At 27.9% G+C, this 21,458-nt stretch carries 23 protein-coding genes and 1 riboswitch; all 23 genes read right to left on the bottom strand.

The genetic code is table 11. The features are described from left to right. Nucleotides 1-2: 2 nt before the first annotated feature. The gene (locus ACTG45_RS01865; protein ID WP_202594848.1) at nt 3-743 is read right to left on the bottom strand and encodes a FliH/SctL family protein; all 741 of its coding nucleotides are present in this window, start codon (nt 741-743) and stop codon (nt 3-5) included. Further along, complete coding sequence (gene fliG / locus ACTG45_RS01860) at nt 727-1,803, bottom strand: flagellar motor switch protein FliG (RefSeq protein ID WP_479919683.1); 1,077 nt, start codon at nt 1,801-1,803, stop codon at nt 727-729. Before fliG ends, ACTG45_RS01865 begins: the two co-directional genes overlap by 17 nt. Nucleotides 1,804-1,815: 12 nt before the next feature. Further along, on the bottom strand, nt 1,816-3,366 hold the full coding sequence (gene fliF / locus ACTG45_RS01855) for a flagellar basal-body MS-ring/collar protein FliF (RefSeq protein WP_479919682.1): 1,551 nt from the start codon (nt 3,364-3,366) through the stop codon (nt 1,816-1,818). A 24-nt stretch (nt 3,367-3,390) separates the two neighbouring features. Further along, a complete protein-coding gene (gene fliE, locus ACTG45_RS01850) occupies nt 3,391-3,708 on the bottom strand; it encodes a flagellar hook-basal body complex protein FliE (protein ID WP_021382697.1) in 318 nt (105 codons plus the stop codon). Between the two features lie 9 nt (nt 3,709-3,717). Beyond that, nucleotides 3,718-4,122 (bottom strand): flagellar basal body rod protein FlgC, encoded by a 405-nt coding sequence (gene flgC, locus ACTG45_RS01845; protein WP_479919681.1) that lies wholly within the window; start codon nt 4,120-4,122, stop codon nt 3,718-3,720. Between the two features lie 7 nt (nt 4,123-4,129). After that, nucleotides 4,130-4,447: a flagellar basal body rod protein FlgB gene (gene flgB / locus ACTG45_RS01840; protein WP_479919680.1), complete on the bottom strand. Its 318-nt coding sequence runs from the start codon at nt 4,445-4,447 to the stop codon at nt 4,130-4,132. Nucleotides 4,448-4,853: 406 nt separating this feature from the next. Next, nucleotides 4,854-4,944, bottom strand: a riboswitch (cyclic di-GMP riboswitch). Between the two features lie 133 nt (nt 4,945-5,077). Continuing rightward, nucleotides 5,078-5,575 carry a GNAT family N-acetyltransferase gene (locus ACTG45_RS01835; protein WP_479917948.1) on the bottom strand — a complete coding sequence of 166 codons (498 nt, stop codon included), beginning with the start codon at nt 5,573-5,575 and terminating at the stop codon, nt 5,078-5,080. A gap of 36 nt (nt 5,576-5,611) precedes the next feature. After that, the gene (locus tag ACTG45_RS01830; protein WP_479917947.1) at nt 5,612-6,703 is read right to left on the bottom strand and encodes a DegT/DnrJ/EryC1/StrS family aminotransferase; all 1,092 of its coding nucleotides are present in this window, start codon (nt 6,701-6,703) and stop codon (nt 5,612-5,614) included. Continuing rightward, nucleotides 6,703-7,113: a sugar 3,4-ketoisomerase gene (locus ACTG45_RS01825; RefSeq protein ID WP_479917946.1), complete on the bottom strand. Its 411-nt coding sequence runs from the start codon at nt 7,111-7,113 to the stop codon at nt 6,703-6,705. The genes ACTG45_RS01830 and ACTG45_RS01825 overlap by 1 nt, the downstream gene beginning before the upstream one ends. Before the next feature lie 79 nt (nt 7,114-7,192). After that, on the bottom strand, nt 7,193-8,797 hold the full coding sequence (locus ACTG45_RS01820; protein ID WP_479919679.1) for a glycosyltransferase: 1,605 nt from the start codon (nt 8,795-8,797) through the stop codon (nt 7,193-7,195). A 34-nt stretch (nt 8,798-8,831) separates the two neighbouring features. After that, on the bottom strand, nt 8,832-9,971 hold the full coding sequence (locus ACTG45_RS01815; protein WP_479917944.1) for a DegT/DnrJ/EryC1/StrS family aminotransferase: 1,140 nt from the start codon (nt 9,969-9,971) through the stop codon (nt 8,832-8,834). Between the two features lie 6 nt (nt 9,972-9,977). Continuing rightward, complete coding sequence (locus ACTG45_RS01810) at nt 9,978-10,511, bottom strand: GNAT family N-acetyltransferase (RefSeq protein ID WP_479917943.1); 534 nt, start codon at nt 10,509-10,511, stop codon at nt 9,978-9,980. Between the two features lie 35 nt (nt 10,512-10,546). Next, on the bottom strand, nt 10,547-12,133 hold the full coding sequence (locus ACTG45_RS01805; protein ID WP_479917942.1) for a glycosyltransferase: 1,587 nt from the start codon (nt 12,131-12,133) through the stop codon (nt 10,547-10,549). Further along, nucleotides 12,126-14,003, bottom strand: a complete 1,878-nt coding sequence (locus ACTG45_RS01800) for a glycosyltransferase (RefSeq protein WP_479917941.1) — start codon at nt 14,001-14,003, stop codon at nt 12,126-12,128. The genes ACTG45_RS01805 and ACTG45_RS01800 overlap by 8 nt, the downstream gene beginning before the upstream one ends. 24 nt (nt 14,004-14,027) lie before the next feature. Beyond that, nucleotides 14,028-16,169 (bottom strand): glycosyltransferase, encoded by a 2,142-nt coding sequence (locus tag ACTG45_RS01795; RefSeq protein ID WP_479919678.1) that lies wholly within the window; start codon nt 16,167-16,169, stop codon nt 14,028-14,030. A gap of 92 nt (nt 16,170-16,261) precedes the next feature. After that, on the bottom strand, nt 16,262-17,134 hold the full coding sequence (locus tag ACTG45_RS01790) for a flagellin N-terminal helical domain-containing protein (protein ID WP_479917939.1): 873 nt from the start codon (nt 17,132-17,134) through the stop codon (nt 16,262-16,264). A gap of 101 nt (nt 17,135-17,235) precedes the next feature. Beyond that, nucleotides 17,236-17,571: a flagellar protein FliT gene (locus ACTG45_RS01785; protein ID WP_479917938.1), complete on the bottom strand. Its 336-nt coding sequence runs from the start codon at nt 17,569-17,571 to the stop codon at nt 17,236-17,238. A 2-nt stretch (nt 17,572-17,573) separates the two neighbouring features. Then, nucleotides 17,574-19,097 (bottom strand): flagellar filament capping protein FliD, encoded by a 1,524-nt coding sequence (fliD, locus tag ACTG45_RS01780; RefSeq protein ID WP_479917937.1) that lies wholly within the window; start codon nt 19,095-19,097, stop codon nt 17,574-17,576. Nucleotides 19,098-19,119: 22 nt separating this feature from the next. Further along, nucleotides 19,120-19,476 carry a flagellar export chaperone FliS gene (fliS, locus tag ACTG45_RS01775; RefSeq protein WP_479917936.1) on the bottom strand — a complete coding sequence of 119 codons (357 nt, stop codon included), beginning with the start codon at nt 19,474-19,476 and terminating at the stop codon, nt 19,120-19,122. Next, nucleotides 19,476-19,871 carry a flagellar export chaperone FliS gene (gene fliS / locus ACTG45_RS01770; protein WP_479917935.1) on the bottom strand — a complete coding sequence of 132 codons (396 nt, stop codon included), beginning with the start codon at nt 19,869-19,871 and terminating at the stop codon, nt 19,476-19,478. The genes fliS (ACTG45_RS01775) and fliS (ACTG45_RS01770) overlap by 1 nt, the downstream gene beginning before the upstream one ends. A 22-nt stretch (nt 19,872-19,893) precedes the next feature. Beyond that, nucleotides 19,894-20,106 carry a carbon storage regulator CsrA gene (gene csrA / locus ACTG45_RS01765; protein WP_021382614.1) on the bottom strand — a complete coding sequence of 71 codons (213 nt, stop codon included), beginning with the start codon at nt 20,104-20,106 and terminating at the stop codon, nt 19,894-19,896. Beyond that, nucleotides 20,100-20,492 carry a flagellar assembly protein FliW gene (locus ACTG45_RS01760; RefSeq protein WP_479917934.1) on the bottom strand — a complete coding sequence of 131 codons (393 nt, stop codon included), beginning with the start codon at nt 20,490-20,492 and terminating at the stop codon, nt 20,100-20,102. Before ACTG45_RS01760 ends, csrA begins: the two co-directional genes overlap by 7 nt. A 15-nt stretch (nt 20,493-20,507) precedes the next feature. Beyond that, on the bottom strand, nt 20,508-21,440 hold the full coding sequence (locus ACTG45_RS01755) for a flagellin N-terminal helical domain-containing protein (RefSeq protein WP_021382616.1): 933 nt from the start codon (nt 21,438-21,440) through the stop codon (nt 20,508-20,510). Between the last annotated feature and the right edge of the window lie 18 nt (nt 21,441-21,458).

Below are 21,458 nucleotides of genomic sequence, written 5' to 3'. Positions count from 1 at the left end.
CTTTATTCACCAAGCAATTCTTCTTTTAGTTTTTCTATAGCACAATCAATACCAACTATTATTCTTCCATTTTCCTTTTGTATAATAGCATTTCCTTTATCTATACTATCATCTGCAATAACAAATACACTTGACTTTAATGATGTTTCTTCTTTGAATATTTCAAACTCTTTCTCTATATTATCTTTATATAAAGAATTACATCTTACTATGAATGAACTGCTTCCTTCATAATCTTGAATAATTTGCTTTAATAAATCACTCATAGATTCTTCATCTTCAAAATGCTTTTTTAGGGCAGAACTAGCCATGTTAATAGCAAGTCTTATAATTTCTTTGTTTTTTTCCTTTATGTACTCAGTCATTTTCTCATTAGCTTGTAATAAAATTAAATTTGCCTGATTTCTTATAAAATCTGCTTCATCTTTAGCTTTTTGGGTATATTCATCATATGATTCTTTATATCCATCCTCATATCCATTTTTTTGACCTTGGCTATATCCTTTTTCATAGGCTTGTTTTTCTATATTTTGTGCACTTGTTTTTGCTTCTTCTAATATCTCATTCTTTTTTAGCTCGGCAGATTCTATAGCTTCTTTTATTACTTCATCTCTAAATCTACAGTCATTCTCTTCATTTATGTTTGGTTCTCCTACTCTAGCTTTATCTATTATAGATAAATCTAGAATTCCTTTATATGATGCTTTTTTACTTTTAATAATTTTATTATTCAACAAAGTCATCACCAAAATTCCTTACAATAGTTATGGCACCTTCTCTTTCAAGTTTTCTTACACTGTTTACTATTTTTTGCTGAGCACCTTCAACTTGTGCAACCTTTATGACACCAACCATTTCCATTTCTTCTTTAAGCGCTTCTGCTGCTCTAGAAGATTGATTTCTATATACAGCATCTGAAATTTCATCATCCACACCTTTTAAAGCATAGACTAAATCCTTCATAGTTACTTCTTTTAGTACTTTTTGTATGCTCATATCATCTAATTTGACAATATCTTCAAATACAAATATATGAGATTTAATTTGGGCAGCTAAAGCTGGGTCTTTTTCTTCAACAGTACTCAAAATATTCTTTTCTGTTTTTCTATCAGAATTAAGCAATATTTGAACTAAGGTAGCTATTCCGCCATAATCTTTAAAATCATCACCACTTATTGAATGTAATTTATCTTCTAATGAATTTTCAATTACTTTTATAACTTCTGGAGATATTGTGCCCATTGAACTTATTCTCATAGCTACCTCATTTTGTAAATTAAGATCTAAATGCGCTAAAACTTCTGCACCATTTTGTGGTTCCATATGTGCAAGTAAAATAGCTATGGTCTGTGCACTTTCATTCCTAAGTATTTCTAATATCTTCTTTGCATCTAGATTTATAATATGTTTAAAAGGCTTTGTACTTGTATCCATTGATATGCCTTCAAGTAATTTATTTGCTTTAACATTTCCCAAAGCATTACTTAGTAATTCTCTTGCATATTCTAGTCCACCTTCTATAACATAATCTTTTGCTTTATTTATTTCTACAAACTCTTTTAATATTTCTCTTCTTTCTTTTGAAGCTATCGAAGAAATATTTGCAATTTCCAAACCTATTTTTTGAACTTGTTTATCTGGAAGGCTTTTTATTATATCACTAGACACAGTTGGTCCTAATGTCATTAAAAGTACAGCAGCTTTTTTTAAACCTTCGCCTTCTATTTTTTCATTTTGCTCTTTTTCATTTTCACTTATATCACTTAAGTCAAATGCACTAACATTTGTAATTTCTGTGGACACATTCTATCCCCCTTACTCATTTAACCAAGTCTTTATTATTTCTGTTACTTGGTCTGGTTTTTCTTCTGCATACATTTTAACAGCTTCCTCTAATGTCAATTCTGGATCATCCCCTAATAGAGGATTATCTTTTTTATCAACAGTACCAGAATTAGCACTATAAACTTCATCCTCATAATCCATATCTTCTTGTTCACTTCTCTTCTTATATATTAAATATCCAATGGCACCTACTGCAACAACTGCCACTACTCCAATAACTGCCTTCATTATATTAGCTTTGAAGCCTTCTTTTTTAATCTCTTCCAGTTCTTGTTTAGCCTCGGCTTTTCCTTTAGGGTCAAAGACCATTGAAACAACACTAAGAGTATCTCCCCTCGCTCCATCCATACCTATAGCATTATTAACAATATCTTCTACATCAGCTTGAACACCTTTAGCTATTTTTCCATCTATAGCAACAGAAGCTGTCAATCTTTTAAGTTCTCCTGGTGCAACTATCGTATGAGTTTCAATCTTACCTGTCTCATATTCAAAGCTCTCATCCAAACTATCTTCTGTGTTAGTGCCATTTTTATTTCCTTGATTATTCATATTAGCATCTACACCTTGGACATTATTTGTCGCAGATTTAGATGAATTTTTTGACCTTGTTTCTTTTATTGCAACTTTATCAGGGTCAATCTTTATTTCAGTTTTTTCAGCTGTATCAAAACTTAAATCAGCATTTACTGTAGCTTTTACTTTGCCTGTCCCAAATATTGGTTCTAACATTTCCAAAATAGACTTTTCTAATTGTTTATTCAATGCTTGTTCAGATGCCTTATTTTTATCAACACTAATACCACCATTTATTGGTTGATTATTTTCATCAACTTCTTCATCATCTAAGATACCTTCTGATAATAAATTCATCTTATTATCAATAACTTGAACATTTTTTTCAGGTATATTTGTAACACTTCCTGATACAAGTGCCATAACAGATTTTATTTGATTTTTTTCTAAGGTTGTTCCTGGTTTTAACATTAAGTAAACTGCTGCACTTCCTGGAACTGCTTCTTTCTCAAACACTGATGACTCTCCAAATGTTATATGTACTCTAGTATCTTCCACTTGCGGAAAACTCTTGATTGTTTTTTCTATTTCACCTTGTATGATTCGTTGCTTCTTAATTTGAAACTCTTCATCAGTAAGCCCTATAGATGAACTATCATCCATTAGTGCAAATCCTTTAGAACCACCTGTAAGACTTGGAGCTAACTCCAGCCTCAACTTATCAACTTCTGTTCTAGGCACATAAATTGTGCTTCCTTTTACCTTAGTATCTATCTTTCTAGACTCTAATTCTGCTGATATATCTGCAGCATCTTGAACATCTAGTTCTGAAAATAAGACTGCATACTTATTTTTACTTGCAGATATTGCTGTAAATACTAGCGCTAAACATATAGCAACAATCCCTATACCTAATGCTATCTTGGTCCCTTTTTTTAAAGAACCTATTTTTGTCCTAGCTTTAGCAACTTGCTCCTTAATCTTATTTTTAAAACTGGTTATCATTGATTATTACTCCTGTTCAAAAGACTAAATTTGTACCTTATTCATTTCTTGATATGCGTCATGAATCTTATTTCTAACTTCTATTAAATATTGCATAGATAGCTGTGCTTCTTGACCTTTTAACATAACTTCATGCATAGAAACATCTTCGCCTTTTATAAATTTTTCTTTCATGTCATCTGCTGTCACTTGTTGAAAATTGACTTTGTCTATAGTATCTATTATTACATCTTCAAAATTCTTTTTTTCTTCTTTATTATTAATATTTAATTGTTTTGTTTCTCCAATCAAATTATCTAACTTTGCACCTTGCATTAAATTGTTAATTTGTGTAATTGGCATAATTTATCCCTACTTTCCTATTTCCAAAGCTTTAGATATCATAGACTTCTGAGCATTCAGTGTATCTATGTTGGAATCATATGCTCGTGAAGCTGTTATTAAATCTGTCATTTCAACCAATATATTTACGTTTGGATATTCCACATATCCATTTGGCTTTGCATCTGGGTGAGATGGGTCATATACTTCTTTAAGAGGTGATTTGTCATCTTCAACAGATGTGACTTTTACTCCTAGCATACCTAATTTATTATCATAGTTTTCTTCAAATGAAACAACTTTTCTCCTATATGCTTCTCCATTTGGACCTCTTGTAGCATTTATATTAGCTACATTTGATGATATGATATCCATTTTCAAACTTTCTGCTGTTAATCCACTAGCAGAGATTTCCATTCCACTGAACACACTCATCTTCTAGTTACCTCCCACTTATTATTGATTTAGTCATTGCTATTTTGCCATTTGCAAAACCTATTAGAGCATTATATTGCAATGTTGCCATTGCTTGCTTTACTTTTTCTTCTTCTATATCTACATTATTGCCATCTACCCTTAGACCTTTGGAATTGTCTATTTTTTCTTCTATTTTTGGCATGGCATCATTTAATGTTTCTTCAAAAGTTACATAATGTTTTTTGTAGCCTTCAGTATTTATATTTGCTATATTATTTGCTATTGTTTGACTTCTTAGATTGGTCGCATCTAGTCCCATTTTTATAATGTCATATGTATTCATACTCACCCCTCCTCAAAATATATTTATTTGCTATATTTAATGATTAAAAAATGAAGTTGCTATATTACAAAAAATGACTTCTTTGTCCATTTAAATCTATTGCAATTCTATTACATTAATATAATAATGTATCATTTTAGTGAGAAATCTAATTTAAATTTAATTAACTTCAATAAAAATAAAAAAAAATTTTAATATGTATTTAATTTTTTCTTTGTAAAGTTGCCTTTTTTTGTAAAATAGCAACTTTTTCAGATAGTTTTTCTTTATTTCTTGTTATAATTGGTAAAATATGTTATTATATGTATTTTCTACTGTAATAAAGTAATTTTTCCATAATAAAATGACCGCCAAAAAAGCAGTCACTTCGACTAATCCTACGTATACAATTATACTTAGGACTCTTTTTGGCAACTGGCTAGCATAGTTCGCATATACAAACTTTAGCCCCTATAGCTTTGCGTCACTAGATTTCTCTAGTTTTGCCTATTTAGTTTTAATTTAAGTATACAATAAATGATAAAATTTTTAAACATTTTTATCATATTTTATATTATTATTTTATAACTATTATCAAAAAATCTAATCTAGTAAAAAATAACCCTATACTTTTTATATCATATACTCTTTCTATGTGCTTAAATAATTAAAAATTGAATACCATTTTATATTCATGAACATATTGTTTAAAAATATATGCTCTCTAAACTCTCCTTCATATATAAATCCCATTTTCTCATAAAATCTTATAGCTCTCTCATTGTGTGAGTAAACATTCAAATAAACTTTTTTCAGATTAAGATTTTCAAAAGCAATTTTTAATATTTCTTCTGTACCCATCTTAGCTACACTCTTTCCAATAGCTTTTTTTCTTAATACTATAGCATATTCTGCGTTTCTATTAATATAGTCTATATTCTTTAAACTAACAGTTCCAAGATATTCATCTGAATCATCAACAATTGCCATATGAATACTTCTATTAGTATAACTATTTAAAACAAATTCCTCTATTTTATTTTTATCCATATCATTAAAATTTATTTTAAAATTTTTATTTATGTCATCATCCTTCATCCATTCGAGCATTAAACCTATGTCTCTTATATCAAGCCTTCTAATTTTCATATTATTACACCTACTTTAATTTTATACTTTAAAAACCTAGTACTTATTTATAGCATCTATTATGACATCTATATCCTGTTTATTTAAGTATGGATATATTGGCAAACTTAAAACTTCTTCTGATATAAGTTCTGATACCTTGAGTATCCCTGTTAGATTACTAAATTCTGAATATGCCTTCTGTTTATGTATAGGTATTGGATAGTGTATCATAGTCTCTATATTTTTTTGATAGAGATAATCTCTTAATTTATCTCTATGCTTTGTCCTTATTACAAATTGATGCCATGACGGCTTTGTATCATCTAAAACCTTTGGTAATATTATTTTTGAGTTATCTATTCCCTCTAAATAATATCTAGCTACATCGCTTCTATAGCCGTTAAACTTATCTAAATACTTTAATTTTATATTTAAAACTGAAGCTTGTACCTCATCAAGTCTTGAATTCTTCCCTTTATATTTATTATAATATTTCTTTTCTGAACCATAGTTTCGTAAAACTCTTATCTTTTCAGATACATCCCTATCATTAGTGGTAATTGCTCCTGCATCTCCAAGTGAACCTATATTTTTACCAGGATAAAAACTTATACCTGCAGCATCGCCTAAGTTCCCAGTTCTCTTATTTTTATACAATGCTCCTTGAGCTTGTGCATTGTCTTCTATTAATTTCAAATTATATTTTCTAGTTATTTCCTTTATTGAATCCATATCAGCTGGTTGTCCATATAAATGAACTGCTATTATGGCCTTAGTTTTATTTGTTATTTTATCTTCTATCAAATTGGCATCTATATTATAAGTGTTGCAATCTGGTTCTACTAATATAGGAGTAGCTCCGACATTGCTTACAGCCAGAGCAGTTGCTATATATGTGTTGGCTGGTATTATAACTTCATCTCCAACTCCAATATCATATGCTTTTAAAATCAATTCCAATGAATCTAATCCATTACCTACACCAATACAAAATTCAGTTTCACAATATCTTGAAAAGTTTTTTTCAAATTCATGTACCATTTCTCCTAATATAAAATAATTTGAATCATACACCTTTTCAATATTAGATAATATCTCTGTTTTTAAATTTTTATGCATTGGCTTCATATCTAAAAATTTTATCATTATATATTGCTCCTTACATATCTTAGAAATTCATCGTAATCTCTTATATAATCACTCTCATCATAAAAATCGGATGCTAGAACAATTAATAGAGTATCTTCCTTGTAACCAGACATCTCATGCCATATATTTTTACCTATAAATAAACCTTCATTAGGATTATCTAATAAAAAGGTTTCTTCTTTTACACCATCACTGCACTTAACTTTTAATTTTCCTTTTAGACAAATTAGTACTTGTTTGAGGGTTTTATGAGCATGTAAACCTCTTTTGATTGTATTAGGAACATTATATGTATAATATGTCCTTTTGATATCAAATGGTATATTTTTATATGATTCTAATGAAACTAAATATCCTATATCATGACTTCCAATAGGATTCCATTCTATTAAGTAGCATTTATCCATAATTTCACCTTATTTCTTTCTTAACACTATATTTAATATAATATATACAAACTTTTATTTTTTATTTTTATTAATGAATTTAGCTTTTATTTTCTACTACTATATTACATTCTTCCAACAATTTATCCATATCATATTTTAATATATTATATTCATTAAAATTGTTTTCACTTGACATATGTTTATAAAATAATTCTATTAAGTAAAAGTTTTTTTGATACCAAGATGCTTTTAATTCATCAAGTTGTTTCTGATATTTAATAAATAGTTTATTTTTATAACAATACTCTATTATGTTATACCAATCTGGAGCAGACCCACTAATTATAAATAAGTTATTACTATTTTGCTGGTCACTAGTTCTAAATGAACTTAAAACTTCGTGTAGGTATATCATATTTCCTCTTTGCAATAGTTTTATCCATGCAACCACATCACCCAATGCATGTATATACTTACCTTCTAAAGTAAGTATTTCTTTATCTTGTAAAATATTTTTAAAAACAACCATTGATGGTGCACCAATAAAATTTTCAAGTTTTGTTAAAGTTTCTTTTATTACATCTTCTCCTAACATTTTAATATCTTTTTCTGGGGAGATTGAGTGTGTTCTTACTACATCACCATTCCCATTTATATAATTCAAGCTAGAAGTAGCCAACACTAATGATTCGTCATTAATTAAATAAGACATCATTTTTTCAATTCTAGTTTCACTATATAAATCATCATGAAATAAAAAACTTATATAACTTCCATTTGCTAAATTCACTAAATTTTCTGAGTTTCTTATTCCGCTTCCTCCTAATGGCTTAGGATTTTTAATATACTTTATATTATCATGATATTTCATATAGGATTTCACTAGATTTTCTACATCATTAGTGGTACTATCATCACCTATAATTATTTCAATTTTTTTATAGGTCTGATTTAGAGCAGATTTCAGTGCTTGTTCAAAAAATATAGTTTGATTATATGCTGGCATTAAGATACTTACTAGAGGTAAATTTGAATATAATTCTTTTTCATATTCCTTTATAAATTTTTTTCTATAATTTTCATAAGGTTCAGTTCTTTCGATTTTCTCTCCATTATATATACACCAAGCTTTTTTCATATTTGGAATGGCCACCTCATATTTTTTTCTTTTAAACTCCATACTCTGAGATGTATCATAAAAGTAAACTCCATCAAAAATATCATCTCTCCATTTAACATCATATTGAGTAGCCATCATCATTCCATCTATCGCTTCTACTATCTCATAATCACCTTCAATAGGGTTTTCATTTAAAACAGCCATACTTCCAAACAAAGTAGAATAAATATTTACCACTCTGCTTTCCTCTAATTCCCACCATTCACCACTTGTAGGTAGTTTTTTTATACCAGCAATACCTATCATTCCAATGCTTTTATTTTTATTAAATAGCTCTAAAATATCAAATATAAAATTCTTATTTATTATAAGTGTATCTTCATCAATATACACCTTATATTTTGCATTTGTTTTTTCTAAAGCCATGTTGTATCCAACTGATTGACATAAGACATCTCTTAAGCCAAGTATTTCTATACTAAAACCACTTGGTATATTCAAATGATTTATATAAAAAACACATTCTTCATAATTTCTTTCATTACTTACACATGTTATAAAACATAATTTTGTAGAATCCATATTCAGCTCCCTTTTTAGATTAATATAAATAACTTTAACCCTTCTTTGTAAATTTATTTATTTCTTCTACTATGTACTTTATATCTTCTTTTGTTAAATACATATGAAGTGGTAAAGAAATTATTCTTTTGGACACTTTGTTGGCATTTGGACACTTACCATAATCATATGAGTACATTTTATACTCCGTATTGTCTCTATAATGTACCCCTGGATAAATTTCTGCTTTATTTAAAGCTAACATAAGATTATCTCTATCATCCACTTCTATTGCATAAATGTGATAAGAACACTCATCACTATAGGAAGCTGGTACTGGTTTTACATCGGGATTACTTGCAAAAAGTTCATCATAATATTTACATAATTCTCTTCTATACTCATTGTCTGAATCCAAATATTTTAGTTGTACCAAAGCAATTGCTGCCATTATTGAGTTTCCATGGTTCTTGAATCCTAAATATTCGACATCGTATTCCCATTTATATATACCTTCACTACTACTTCTTGTATAAGTATCCTTATTTATTCCAAGCCAAGTAAATTTCCTGCACATACAATCTAAATCTTCATTGTTAAAACAAATCATTCCACTATCAGCTGTTGGTAAATTTTTTACTGCTTGATAAGAATACACTGCTACATCTACCCCATCTAATGTTCCTGGAAATACACCTTCTATTCTAGTACCTGACATATGAGCAGCATCTAAAATTAACTTCAAATTATATTCCTTACATATTTTTATTATTTCTTTAAGTCTACCTACTCTTCCACCATACCCTACAAAAACAATCGCCCTAGTTTTTCTATTTATCTTCTTTTTAACATCAACAGGGTCAATACACAAATATTCATCTATATCTGCAAAACGTGGTATTAATTTTTCATGCATTATGGCATGATTTGTGGATACAAATGTAAGTGGAGTTGAAATAACTTCATCTCCATCATCCCAATTATTCTCAAGTTTCAAGATTTTAATTGCGAGTTGAAGACCTGCTGTAGCTGAATTTAAATAATGGGAGTTTTTATGTCCTGTATATTCATTCCATTTCTTTTCAAACTCAACAGTTTTAAATCCCAACCCTGTCCAGCCTTTTTCTAAACATTCTCGAATTTCTTCTAAACATTCATCAATCTTAAACGATGGTTTAAAAAGTTGTATTCCCATCACCAACTACCTCTCTTTTCTTTTGATAATAAAACTTTCTTTATTTAATTCCATGTGCATAATATCAGTATCTTTCTCATATTCAATTTCTATAAATCCAATTTTTTTATATATTTTTATTGCTTTTAAATTTGCTTTATACACCTCTAAATTAATTTTTTCTAAACCCAATTCTTCAAATCCAATTATACAAGCTCCCATCGTCGCATCATATCCTAATCCTCTTTGTGCAGTATTACCATCAATAATAAGACGTCCAAATTCTCCACTTCGTATCTCCTCATTAATATTATATAAAGCTACACTTCCTATGATAATCCCTTCATTTATTGTCTCTTCTACAATAAACATAAAGTCATTCTTTTTATTTTTATAACTCTCAAACCATTTTTTTTGATCACTACTTGAAACTTTATTTGAATCTATAAACCATACTCTGTTGTGTTTCTTATTTCTCAAGTCTCTCAAAGATTCAATATCATTTCCTTCTAAAGGTCTAATTTTTACCCTTTCTAACTCTATGTTGTACTTATGTCTCATCTAACTATTTTCCCCTGCAATATAAAAATTTAGATTTAATTCAACATATAATTTTTCAAAAGATTATCTATATCCCCTTTTACTCTTTCATATTCATCTATTTCATTACTTAATGGCTTATACTCATATATAGCATTCATTAAATCTATATATTTATCAAACCATAGACTTATAATATTGTCAAAGTATTTCCTTTCCTTATCAAGTATTTTATTTTCATAACAGTATTTGATTACATAATACCAGTCTACTGCACTACCACTTTGTATAATTTGATTATATGTATTTTGTTTTTCATGATATCTGAATGCACTTAGAGGTTCTTTTATGTAAACCATGCTTCCTTTTGATAATATTTTAATCCATATTCCGACATCAGCTAGACATGTAAGTTGATTACCATCCAAATCGATTAATTCTTCATCTATTATATTTTTTTTAAATATAGCAGTAGTTGGTTCACCTATAAAATTTTTCAAATTCAATAGTATAAGTTCTATTGCCTCTCTATCCTCAAATTTCATATTTGTATCCACAGCTATCGATAAAGTATCTAGTATATTATTTTCTTCATCAATTAGATATCTACTTGATGTAACTAAAGTTAAAGATTTATCATTTTGGAAATAATTCATCATTTTCTCAATCTTATTCTCAATATATAAATCATCATGCATTAAATAATTTACATAATCTCCTTTAGCTTCTTTAAATAAATTTTCCATATTTCTTTTTCCTTTTTCACCTAAGGGACCATTATTATCAATATATCTTATATTTTTATACTTAGACATATATTTTTCAACTAAAATTTTGACATCTCTATTGGTACTATCATCACCTATAACTATTTCTATCTTCTTATAAGTCTGATTTAAAGCTGATTCTAATGCTTGAGAAAAAAAATTAATTTCATTATATGTAGGTATAAGTATACTTACAAGTGGTAAATTTGAGTATATCTCCTCATCATATTCCTCTATATACTTCAATCTGTATTTTTCAAATCCATTATTTGTATTGGCTACACCTGAATCATGCATACACCAAGGTTTATCTTGCTTTGGTACAACAACTTTGTAGTTATTTTTCTTGAATTCTATACTCTGTGACAAATCATAAAAATGCCATCCATCGAATTTATCTTCTCTCCAGAATAAATCATACTGAGTAATCATAATTAATCCATCTACAACCATTACTTCATTAATCAGTTCTTCAACATTACTAAATTCATAAAGATCCATTTTACTTGTATGACTATCATAAACTTTTCCAACTTTGTTATGAGAATCCCACCAAATCCCACTTATAGGTATATCTTTAGCTCCAGCTACACCAATCATTCCTATATCTATATTATTTTTAAATATATGTAAAATATCATATATAAAGTTCTTATTAATTATAAAAGTATCTTGATGTAAATATACTTTATATTTAGAATCTATTTCTCTAATAGCTTTGTTATACGCAGATGTAATAGAACTCTCTCCTCTTAAAGCAATCGTCTCTATACTAAAATTTGGAGGTACATCTAAGTTATTTATATATAAAAGACATTCCTCATAAAGCCTTTCATTATTTACACAAGTTATAAAACATATCTTTTCATTATTCATATTTTTTACCCTCAATAAAATAAAGTATCTCTTGTATATCATTTTCACTCTGTACTTTGCCACTACTATTTATAATTAAGTTATAAGCAGCTTCAAATTCTCCTAACTCACAAAATACATTAGTTATATTATATATCGTATCAATATCATCTTTATCCATATTTAATGCCATCATAAACATTTGAACACTAAAATCTCCTATGCCTCTATTGAATGCTTCCACGCCTAACCTATTTAACACATTTTTCTTGTTTATTATAAACATATCAATTAGATATTCAATATCATCAATAAAGCACTCATAAGTTATGTTATAATTATCAAATACATAACTCAAATTATTATCTATATCTAACTCATTATCGATTCTCATTAAGGCGTATTTTAAATTAACCATACTAATGCTATCATACTTCTTAGTATCTAAACATTTAGTGGCTTTTACTATATATTGATAAGATTCATACTGCACTCTAAAACCTTCATTACTTTCTTTACACATTGTATCAACAAATTTATTGTCATCTTCTGAAAGTGGAATTCTAGTAGAACTGACATTGTCTATTATGTAATTACTACTATTAAACATTTTTATTATCTCGCTTAGGGTAAAAAATCTTAAATGAGTCCTGTCCAAAATTCCTGAATCAGCATATGTGAAGCTCCCTTGTACAAGATTTCTCAAAACAGATACATGCATAATATTTGGTATACTTGACAGTAAGTAACCATCTTTCTTTAAATATTTTTTCAACTCATTAACTAACTTCCATGGGTCTATTAAATGTTCTATAACATCTCCTAATATTATATAATCAAAGAATTCTTTTTCATAATCTAATTGCATTTCCTCTATATTTCCTATTAGCACATTTGCACTATTTCTTGCTAATTTACCTGAAGATTCACTTATTTCTATTCCATATACTGATGAATTTTTATATATATTTTTTATTTCTAAAAGCGTTGCTCCCATACCACATCCTATTTCCAAAACATTAATATTTTCCTCTAAATCATTATCTATCTTAGAAATTAAATCATTTCTTATTATTCCACTATATTCTGAATTGAATCCCCACTTAATTTCAAATTTTCTTCTATTAATATTCATTATATCTGTATATTTATTGCTATTTTCTTTAAAAGATACACTTCCAAAATGGTGTATAAAAGTGTCCTGGCATAATAATAGCTTGTAGCCTGCTTCCAACATCCTAAAAGACAAATCATCATCTTCAAAATTTCCAGGTGTAAATAGCTCATCTAAAACACCCACATTATCTACTACGGATTTCTTTATTAACATACAGAAACCAACTAGTTTAATTCTATATTTCCATGAGTTAATGTCAGATTTATTTATTTTTTGTGCAAATATAAACATATCCTCAATTGATTTATAGTCAACATCAATCTGTTGATAGTATGAACATGCATTTGTTATTGGTCCTACAGCTCCTATATTATCTTGTGACCATAAAGCTTTGTCCAAATTATAAAGCCAATTAGGAGTAACTATTACATCATTATTTAATAATAATATGTTTTCACCCTTAGCCAACTCTATACCTTGGTTACACCCTTTTGGAAATCCTAAATTTTTGTTGTTATATACAGATTTTATATCAGATTGTTCCTTTAGCCAATCAACTGTCCCATCAGAAGAGTTATTGTCAATTATTATTATTTCATATTTATTTTTGGGCGTGAATTTTCTAATACTTTCAATACATAATTTAGTATATTCTATTTGATTGTATGTCAATATAATTATACTTGTAAATTTTATATCTTCATTTTCACATGTACATTGCCAATCTTTTATTATATCCTTAGATTTTTCATTAACCATTATTGGTGTATTCATTCTCCAATTCTCCTATTTTTGAGTTTATCTTAAACTTTTTAAGTATTCTATATTATATATAGTATCTTCATTTTCTACATCTAATGATAATGCCTTTTTTAATATAAAATCAGCTTCATCAAGCTTATCTTCAAACAGATATAAAATTCCCTTTATATTTAAAATTTGTACATCATCCATAAATGTTTTTGAGTAGTCTTCTACTAATAATTTTGCATCATTTATTTTCCCATTTTCAATCATATTTTCTATACTAATAATAAAGCTATTTTTTAATTCTTTAAATTCTTGACTTTCTTTTACAGTTTCTTCAAATTCATTTATAAGTATTTTTATTATTTTATTATAAAAAGGATATTCATTTAGTAATTTCTTCAGATTACGTATATATTCTAATTTTTCATTATCATCATTTACCTTATTTTTAATATCAAGTATATGTTTAAATTCTATAGTAAATTTATCTAAATCATTACAAACAAACTTTATTAATTCAAAATCATTTAGATTACTGTATATGTATTTTATGTATTTATAAGAGTACATTATATAAAGATAAAAAATATCCTTATACTTTTCGTCACTTAAACTAATGTTTTCTAAAACTACTTTAGATATAACTTTATATACTCTTATCTTTTCTATTTCTGATGTATTTGGACGATTAATTATGTATTTATATAGTTTTAGATTAAAACTTCTTTCAAAAGCTAAAAGATATTTTAGATATTTCTCTATCCATACATATTCCATTTCATAAAAAATATCTAACAAATCAATACGTTCTTCAAAAACTGTTTTTATAATATACGCATAAATTACTTCTTTTTCTTCATTGAGTATTTCTTTGCGTCTATCTATAGATACATATTTATTTATTCTTATCTGATTTAAAAGACCATAATTACCTTCAATATCACAAAGAGTTTTATATACATACTCTTTTTCATCGTCTTTGAGATTATTGATAACTTCTTCTATATTTCTATAAAAACTATTTTTTTCAACCTTAGAATTTGGAACTTCTTTATAATATTTTTTTATATCTTCAAATCTATTTAATTTATATAAGGACATAAATACACTAAAATACACATTTTTCCTTTTTTCAATATCTTCAATATTGTTGTATTCCAAAATTACTGAATCATATTTTTCAAGCTTATAATAAACTTTTATTAGCGTAATAATGGCTTCATCTCTAAGCCCTACAGTATCAGTATCTGAAAATAAACTATTTGCTTGTGTACTTATTTCATAATTATCTAACAAATAAAGATATCTTCTATACGAATCTATACTATTCTCATATTTACCTAAATCTACTTGCGCTCGCGCCATATAATAATATATATCAATATTATTCATATCTTTCTTAATGTATTTTAGACATAATTTTTCACACTTCTTATGCTTTCCTAAATATAAATATGTTTTTACAAGGCTTGTTATCAAGTAACCAGGTGCAGATTCTAGTTCAGAGTATAATTCATAAGATTTTTCAAGATAATCTAAAGCTTCTTGATATTTTCCTAATATAATAAAATTTTTACCTAACTGATAATTTATATATGGAGAACTTTCATTCTCTTTTAACTCTTCAAATAATAATGCTTCATTTCTTTTTACTTTGTTTATCCTTATTTCTTCATCTTCAAATAAATATCCATAATGTTCAAAATTAGCAACATTATTAAATATAGGATTTTTGTACATTGGTTGTTCATGTACTTTACCACGATATTTAAAGTCAATGTTTTTGAAAAGTCTTAGTACTGAACAATATCCATATGATTTTTTATCATATGAGTAAAGGTTTTTTAATTGTATAGAAGCAGAATTGAATTTTTTATCAAGCCCATCTTTAAAAAAGCTTAAAATAGTTGAAGAATCAATTAGTATTTCATCTGCATCTAATATAAGTAACCATTCACCCTTGGCATAGGATATTGATATATTTCTCATACTAGAAAAATCATTATTCCAATTATGAAAATATACATTTTCTGTATATTTTCTAGATATTTTTATACTATCATCTGTAGAACCTGTATCGACTATTATAAGCTCACTATCTACAGAACTTCTTAATGTGGTTAATGATTTTAAAGTTTTTTCAAGTATCTTATCTTCGTTTTTGACAACCATAACTATACTAAGTAACATATGTATTTTCCTTTCAAAGATATATTTTCTAAAAAAGAAAAGAGTAAAGCAAAGCCCTACTCTTTCTTCTCTATCTAATATACAAAATTATTTTATCCTAATAATTGTAAAACTCCTTGTGGCTGTTGATTAGCTTGAGCAAGCATTGATTGTGATGCTTGAACTAATATATTCATTTTAGATAAGTTAACCATTTCTGAAGCTACATCTGTATCTCTTATTCTTGATTCAGCAGCTGTAACATTTTCTAAAGTATTACTTAAGTTAGTTTGAGTTGATTCTAGTCTGTTTTGTTGTGCCCCTAATTTAGCTCTTGATGTATTTAATTCTTTAAGAGCTGCATCTAAGCTAGATACCATTTGTTTAGCTGCCTCAGTTCCTGAAGTTCCATCTACATTCATACTTGCTATTGTAGAACTTGTTATTCCAGCTGAACTCATTATACTTGCAGTGTTTACTAGTGCAACTTTTATTTCATTGTTATTATAACTTGTACCTGCAACATTTGTTCCATAGTTAGCTCCAACTTGTAATCTTACCTCTGTAGAACTTCCATCAAGTAGTTTCTTACCATTAAACTCTATTGAACTTGATATTCTTTCAACTTCATCTTTTAGTTGTGATAACTCATTAGCTATTTTTTCTCTTTCTTCGGCATTATTAGTTTCATTTGAAGATTGTACTGATAAAGTTCTCATTCTTTGTAGTATATTTCCAGTCTCTTCCAATGCACCCTCTGCTGTTTGTACAACAGATATACCATCTTGAACGTTTCTTCCTGCTTGGTCTAAACCTTTTATTTGAGCTCTCATTTTCTCAGATATTGCAAGTCCAGCAGCATCATCAGCAGCTCTCTTTATTCTAACCCCAGAAGATAACTTCTCCATAGACTTACTTTGAGCATTTACGTTTCTTCCCATTTGATTGTTTGCTATCAAAGCACTTACATTTGTATTAACTCTCATTATTTTACCCTCCTTAGTATAGTTGACATCCTTGTCATTTCTACTTTTCACTTTTTATATTAATTCTTCATTTATATAATCGGACAAGCTCACATATAACTTTATACTTTTTTATTAAAAATATTTACTTTTTCTCTATTTAAGCTATAGTACATCGTGTTTACTTGTTTAGTAAGCTTGTACTCATGTAACTCTTTTTTTACCTCTGACAACTGCTCTTGTAAAGAGTTTCTTATTCTATCATCAATTTCAATTAATTCCATATCATTATAAAGCTGTATAAAATCATTTTTATCCACTTCACTTATACTATTTATAATATCTTGCCTCTCATTTATCCTATTACTTATATTTTTATACTCCTCTTTTTTAATCAGGGCTATAATTTGTAAAGATATATCTTTATATAAATTTATTTTTTCTTCTAATTTATCCATGACTAATTACCTTGTGCTTGTGAGAAATAGTTCATCTGAGAAGAATATTGATTTAATAAAGACTCCAAAGCTGAATATTTAGCATAAAGACTTTTTTCCTTATCATTCATTTTTTCAACTAGTCTGTTTATATTTTTCTCTTGCTCTGCAATTTGTTTTGAATATACATTTTCACTGGCAGAAGAAGTCTTTTCTATCCCAGATTTTTTAACAAGTTTAGAAAATGAGCTTCCTGAATAATCATATACAATATCTTTTAGTTTTTCAAACATTCCTTTATCATCATAATTTGAAGAATACCCAGCTAAAGTTTTGTACACTTTGTCACTATCATCTATAAGAGCTTTTGAAAAATCATCTGCATTAAATGATATTTGACCTTTCTTATTATAGTTCTCATGTTCATTTATCCCTAGTTTACTTAATATAGAAATATTTTTTCCATCTCCAAAAAATGCAGATTGAATATCTTCAACAAAAGCTCTTAGTTCATCATCATTTCTAAGTATACCTTCTTTAGCCTTTTTTTCCCATTTTTCTATTTCCTCAGTTGTCATGTCTTCTTTTTGATCATCTGTAAGAGGAGGATAATCTTTTGGTTTTTTAGTAGTAACAAGTCCATAAACCTTATCCATCAACTTATTATAATCATCTACAAATGCCTTCATGTTTTTAGTAGCTTCTTCAGTATCAGTAATAGAAACTAGTTTGGAAGTACCTTTTGAATTTACATTGTAATCAATATTATCTATTTTAAATGAGTTCTGTTCCTTACTTATATGCGTTACTCTTCCTTGCTCATCAGTTACATCAGCTTCCATATTCTTCCCATTTACTACTGCAAACTTACTTCCACTAGTATCAGTTCCAAATGTAATACCATTATCATCAGCAATTTGTTGAGCTAAATTATCATTCCCATTTACTTTTAAATCAAGTTCTGATGACGAACCAGTCTGTTTTCTCGAAATAATCAATTCACCTGTCATCTCACTATAAGAAGCCTTTATATCGCTATCTGCACAAAGTGAATTTATTTTGCTTACAATAGTACTTGTAGTATCTTGTTCAGATATAGGTACATTTACACCTCCTATAGTTAAAGAACTAGCTCCACTAGCATTTGGTGGAAATTGTTGAACAATAGGATCACTTGAGTTTAATTTAATAGTCACTTTTGCTGGTTCAGCCATTTGAGAAACTGCAAACTGATAATTTATTTTTTCTGCACCAGCTGACCCTTTTGCTACTATAATACTTTCATCAGAACTAGTTATTCTTGTAGCAGAGTATGCATTTTTACTTACTATACTGTTAGGAGAGTCTATACTTAGATATTTATCATAAAGATCCTTTGATTCCTGTATAATATTTCTATATATTTCTTGCTTCCATTTAACTATTTGTTGATCCTGTTTTGCTTTATCAACTTTTTCCTTATCTCTTGTCATACTAGCTTCTATTATACCTTCCATATCAAAATTTCCTGAAAGGCCTGTAACTCTTATAGGACTTATACTCGACATATATTTATCCCCCCATCTATAATTATATTTCTAATTTATTATAAACTTCATGCCATGTATCTCTGATTTGTTTTACTATTGGTAATATATCATCAACTATTTTAATATCTTTATTTTCATCAGCTCTTATTAATTCAGATTTTGTAAATTCATAAACCTTATACATATCCTTTGCCCATTGCCCTGCATTTTGGTCTAATGTAGTCATTAGTTCTGTAAATATATTTTGAACTCTTACAAGTTCATTATGTGCTTTTAAATAATCCTTATCTAAAAGTGCATCCCTTGATATATTAGTATATTTTACTGTCCCATCTACAAGCAGTAGTAATAACTCTTCTTGTGATAACTCATTTAGTTTATCTAAATTTAAATCCATTATTTATACCTACTTCTTTCTTCTTTACTTTTTTTATCAGCTTCATGCCATGTATCTTTAATTTGTTCTATTACAGGTAACACATTATCTATTATTTTAATATCTTTTCTAATATTGGCTCTTGAAAGTTCATATCTTACAAAATCATAAACTTTGTACATATCTTTTGCCCATTGCCCTGCGCTTTGGTCCAATGTAACCATCAATTCTGTAAATATATCCTGAACTCTTATAAGCTCTCTATGTGCTCTCTGTGTATTTTTATCTATAATAGCTGCTCTGGCTATTTTTGTATATTTTACTGTGCCATCAACAAGCATAAGCAACAGTTGCTCCTTTGATGCCATAAAAACTGCATTTTGCTTGTACGAATTATAAGGATTTTCTCCATACATAATACTACTTCCTCCAAACATTTTATTTTAATGATTTTAGAATTTTTATATTTTTATTTGTGGCCTTTATATTTTCACTTTTTACTTTCTCATATATTTCTTTTCTCAATATAGTTATGTTATTAGGAGCAGATATAGCTAGTTTTATATTATTTCCATCTACTCCTACAACTTTGACTTCTATGTTATCTCCTATAAGTACTGCTTCATCTTTTTTTCTTGAAATTACTAGCACCCACCATCACCTCGCAATAGTGGATGCTTGATTGAATATTCCTCATCCGGTAATATTATTTGCATTGCAAAATTATTTCTTATATTTATTACTATAGGAGCTTTCATGTTCACAGTTGATTCTTCAAGTGTCCTTCCAACAGTGATTATGTTAAATAACATAATCTCATTTGGAGACTTTATATCTAGTTTTTCAATTGTCTCTTGACTTAAAAATACTTCATATTCATTCATAATTTCAAATGGTGATACAACAATGAATCCTATACAATCTTCTTCAGTAGAATTAAATTCTTTTAAAACATCATTATTTTCTATATCTAAAAGTTCATATTCTCTTAAATCTTCAAATCCTAGTATTCCTTTTTTTAATGTAACCTTCATCATATCTGCGTTATTTTACTATATGTAATCTAATATAGATACATTAAATAACTTTCCTCCTGTTTGTAGTGAAGCTTGATAAGTTAACTCTGCTGCCTTTAATTGAACAAGCTTTTCTCCATAATCTATTTCCTCATTTTGTGAAAGAATATCCTTTAACTGTATCAAGCTATCATCATTTTTCTCCTTCATAGCCTCTACTGTATTTGCTTTTGTTCCATATATAGACCTAACATTTACTGTATTTTCTATTAGTTTCTCCATATCACCTAGACAAGTTGTTGTCAGCTCTTTTATAGCATCAGCATCTGGATTTGCCAATTTTTTTGATATGTTATTTAACTCTTTAAATGGGTCAGCCTGTGTTGGGTCAAATCCAAGACTACTCAATTTAACATTGTAATCTACACTTATTCCTTGAGCTATGTCCATACTCAAAGAATCATTTAATTTATTAAGATTTATACTAGAATTAAACTTTAAACTCACTGAGCCATCAGCATTATCTATACATTCAACAGGTGGTATACCTGTATTTGAACCTGAAAATATATATTTCCCTTCATGTGTCGCATTTAAAGCATTTGCAATTTCTTTCATTTTTTCATTAGTTTCTTTACTAAGGGTTGTTAGCTCTCCCTCTGAATATGCACCATCACCACTTGCTACCAAAGTTTTCTTTATATCTGATAGTAATTTACCAAGTTGGTCTAATGCAGTATCAGTAGTTTCTAACCAATCGCCCGTATCTTTGCAATTCTCAACATAAGTCTCCATAGTTTTTATTTCACTCTTTGAGTTCAATATTTTTATTGCTTTATACGGATTATCTGATAATTTGTTTATTTCTTTTGTTGTATTAACTTGTCTATTAACCTTATCTAATCTTTGTAGATTATCTTGTAGCGAGTTTAGATAACTACTAGACATCATACCTGTACTAACTCTCATTATAAATTCCCCCTTCTA

This window comes from Clostridioides sp. LIBA-7602, from assembly GCF_056688945.1.
This window is presented reverse-complemented; position numbering and strand designations above follow the sequence as displayed.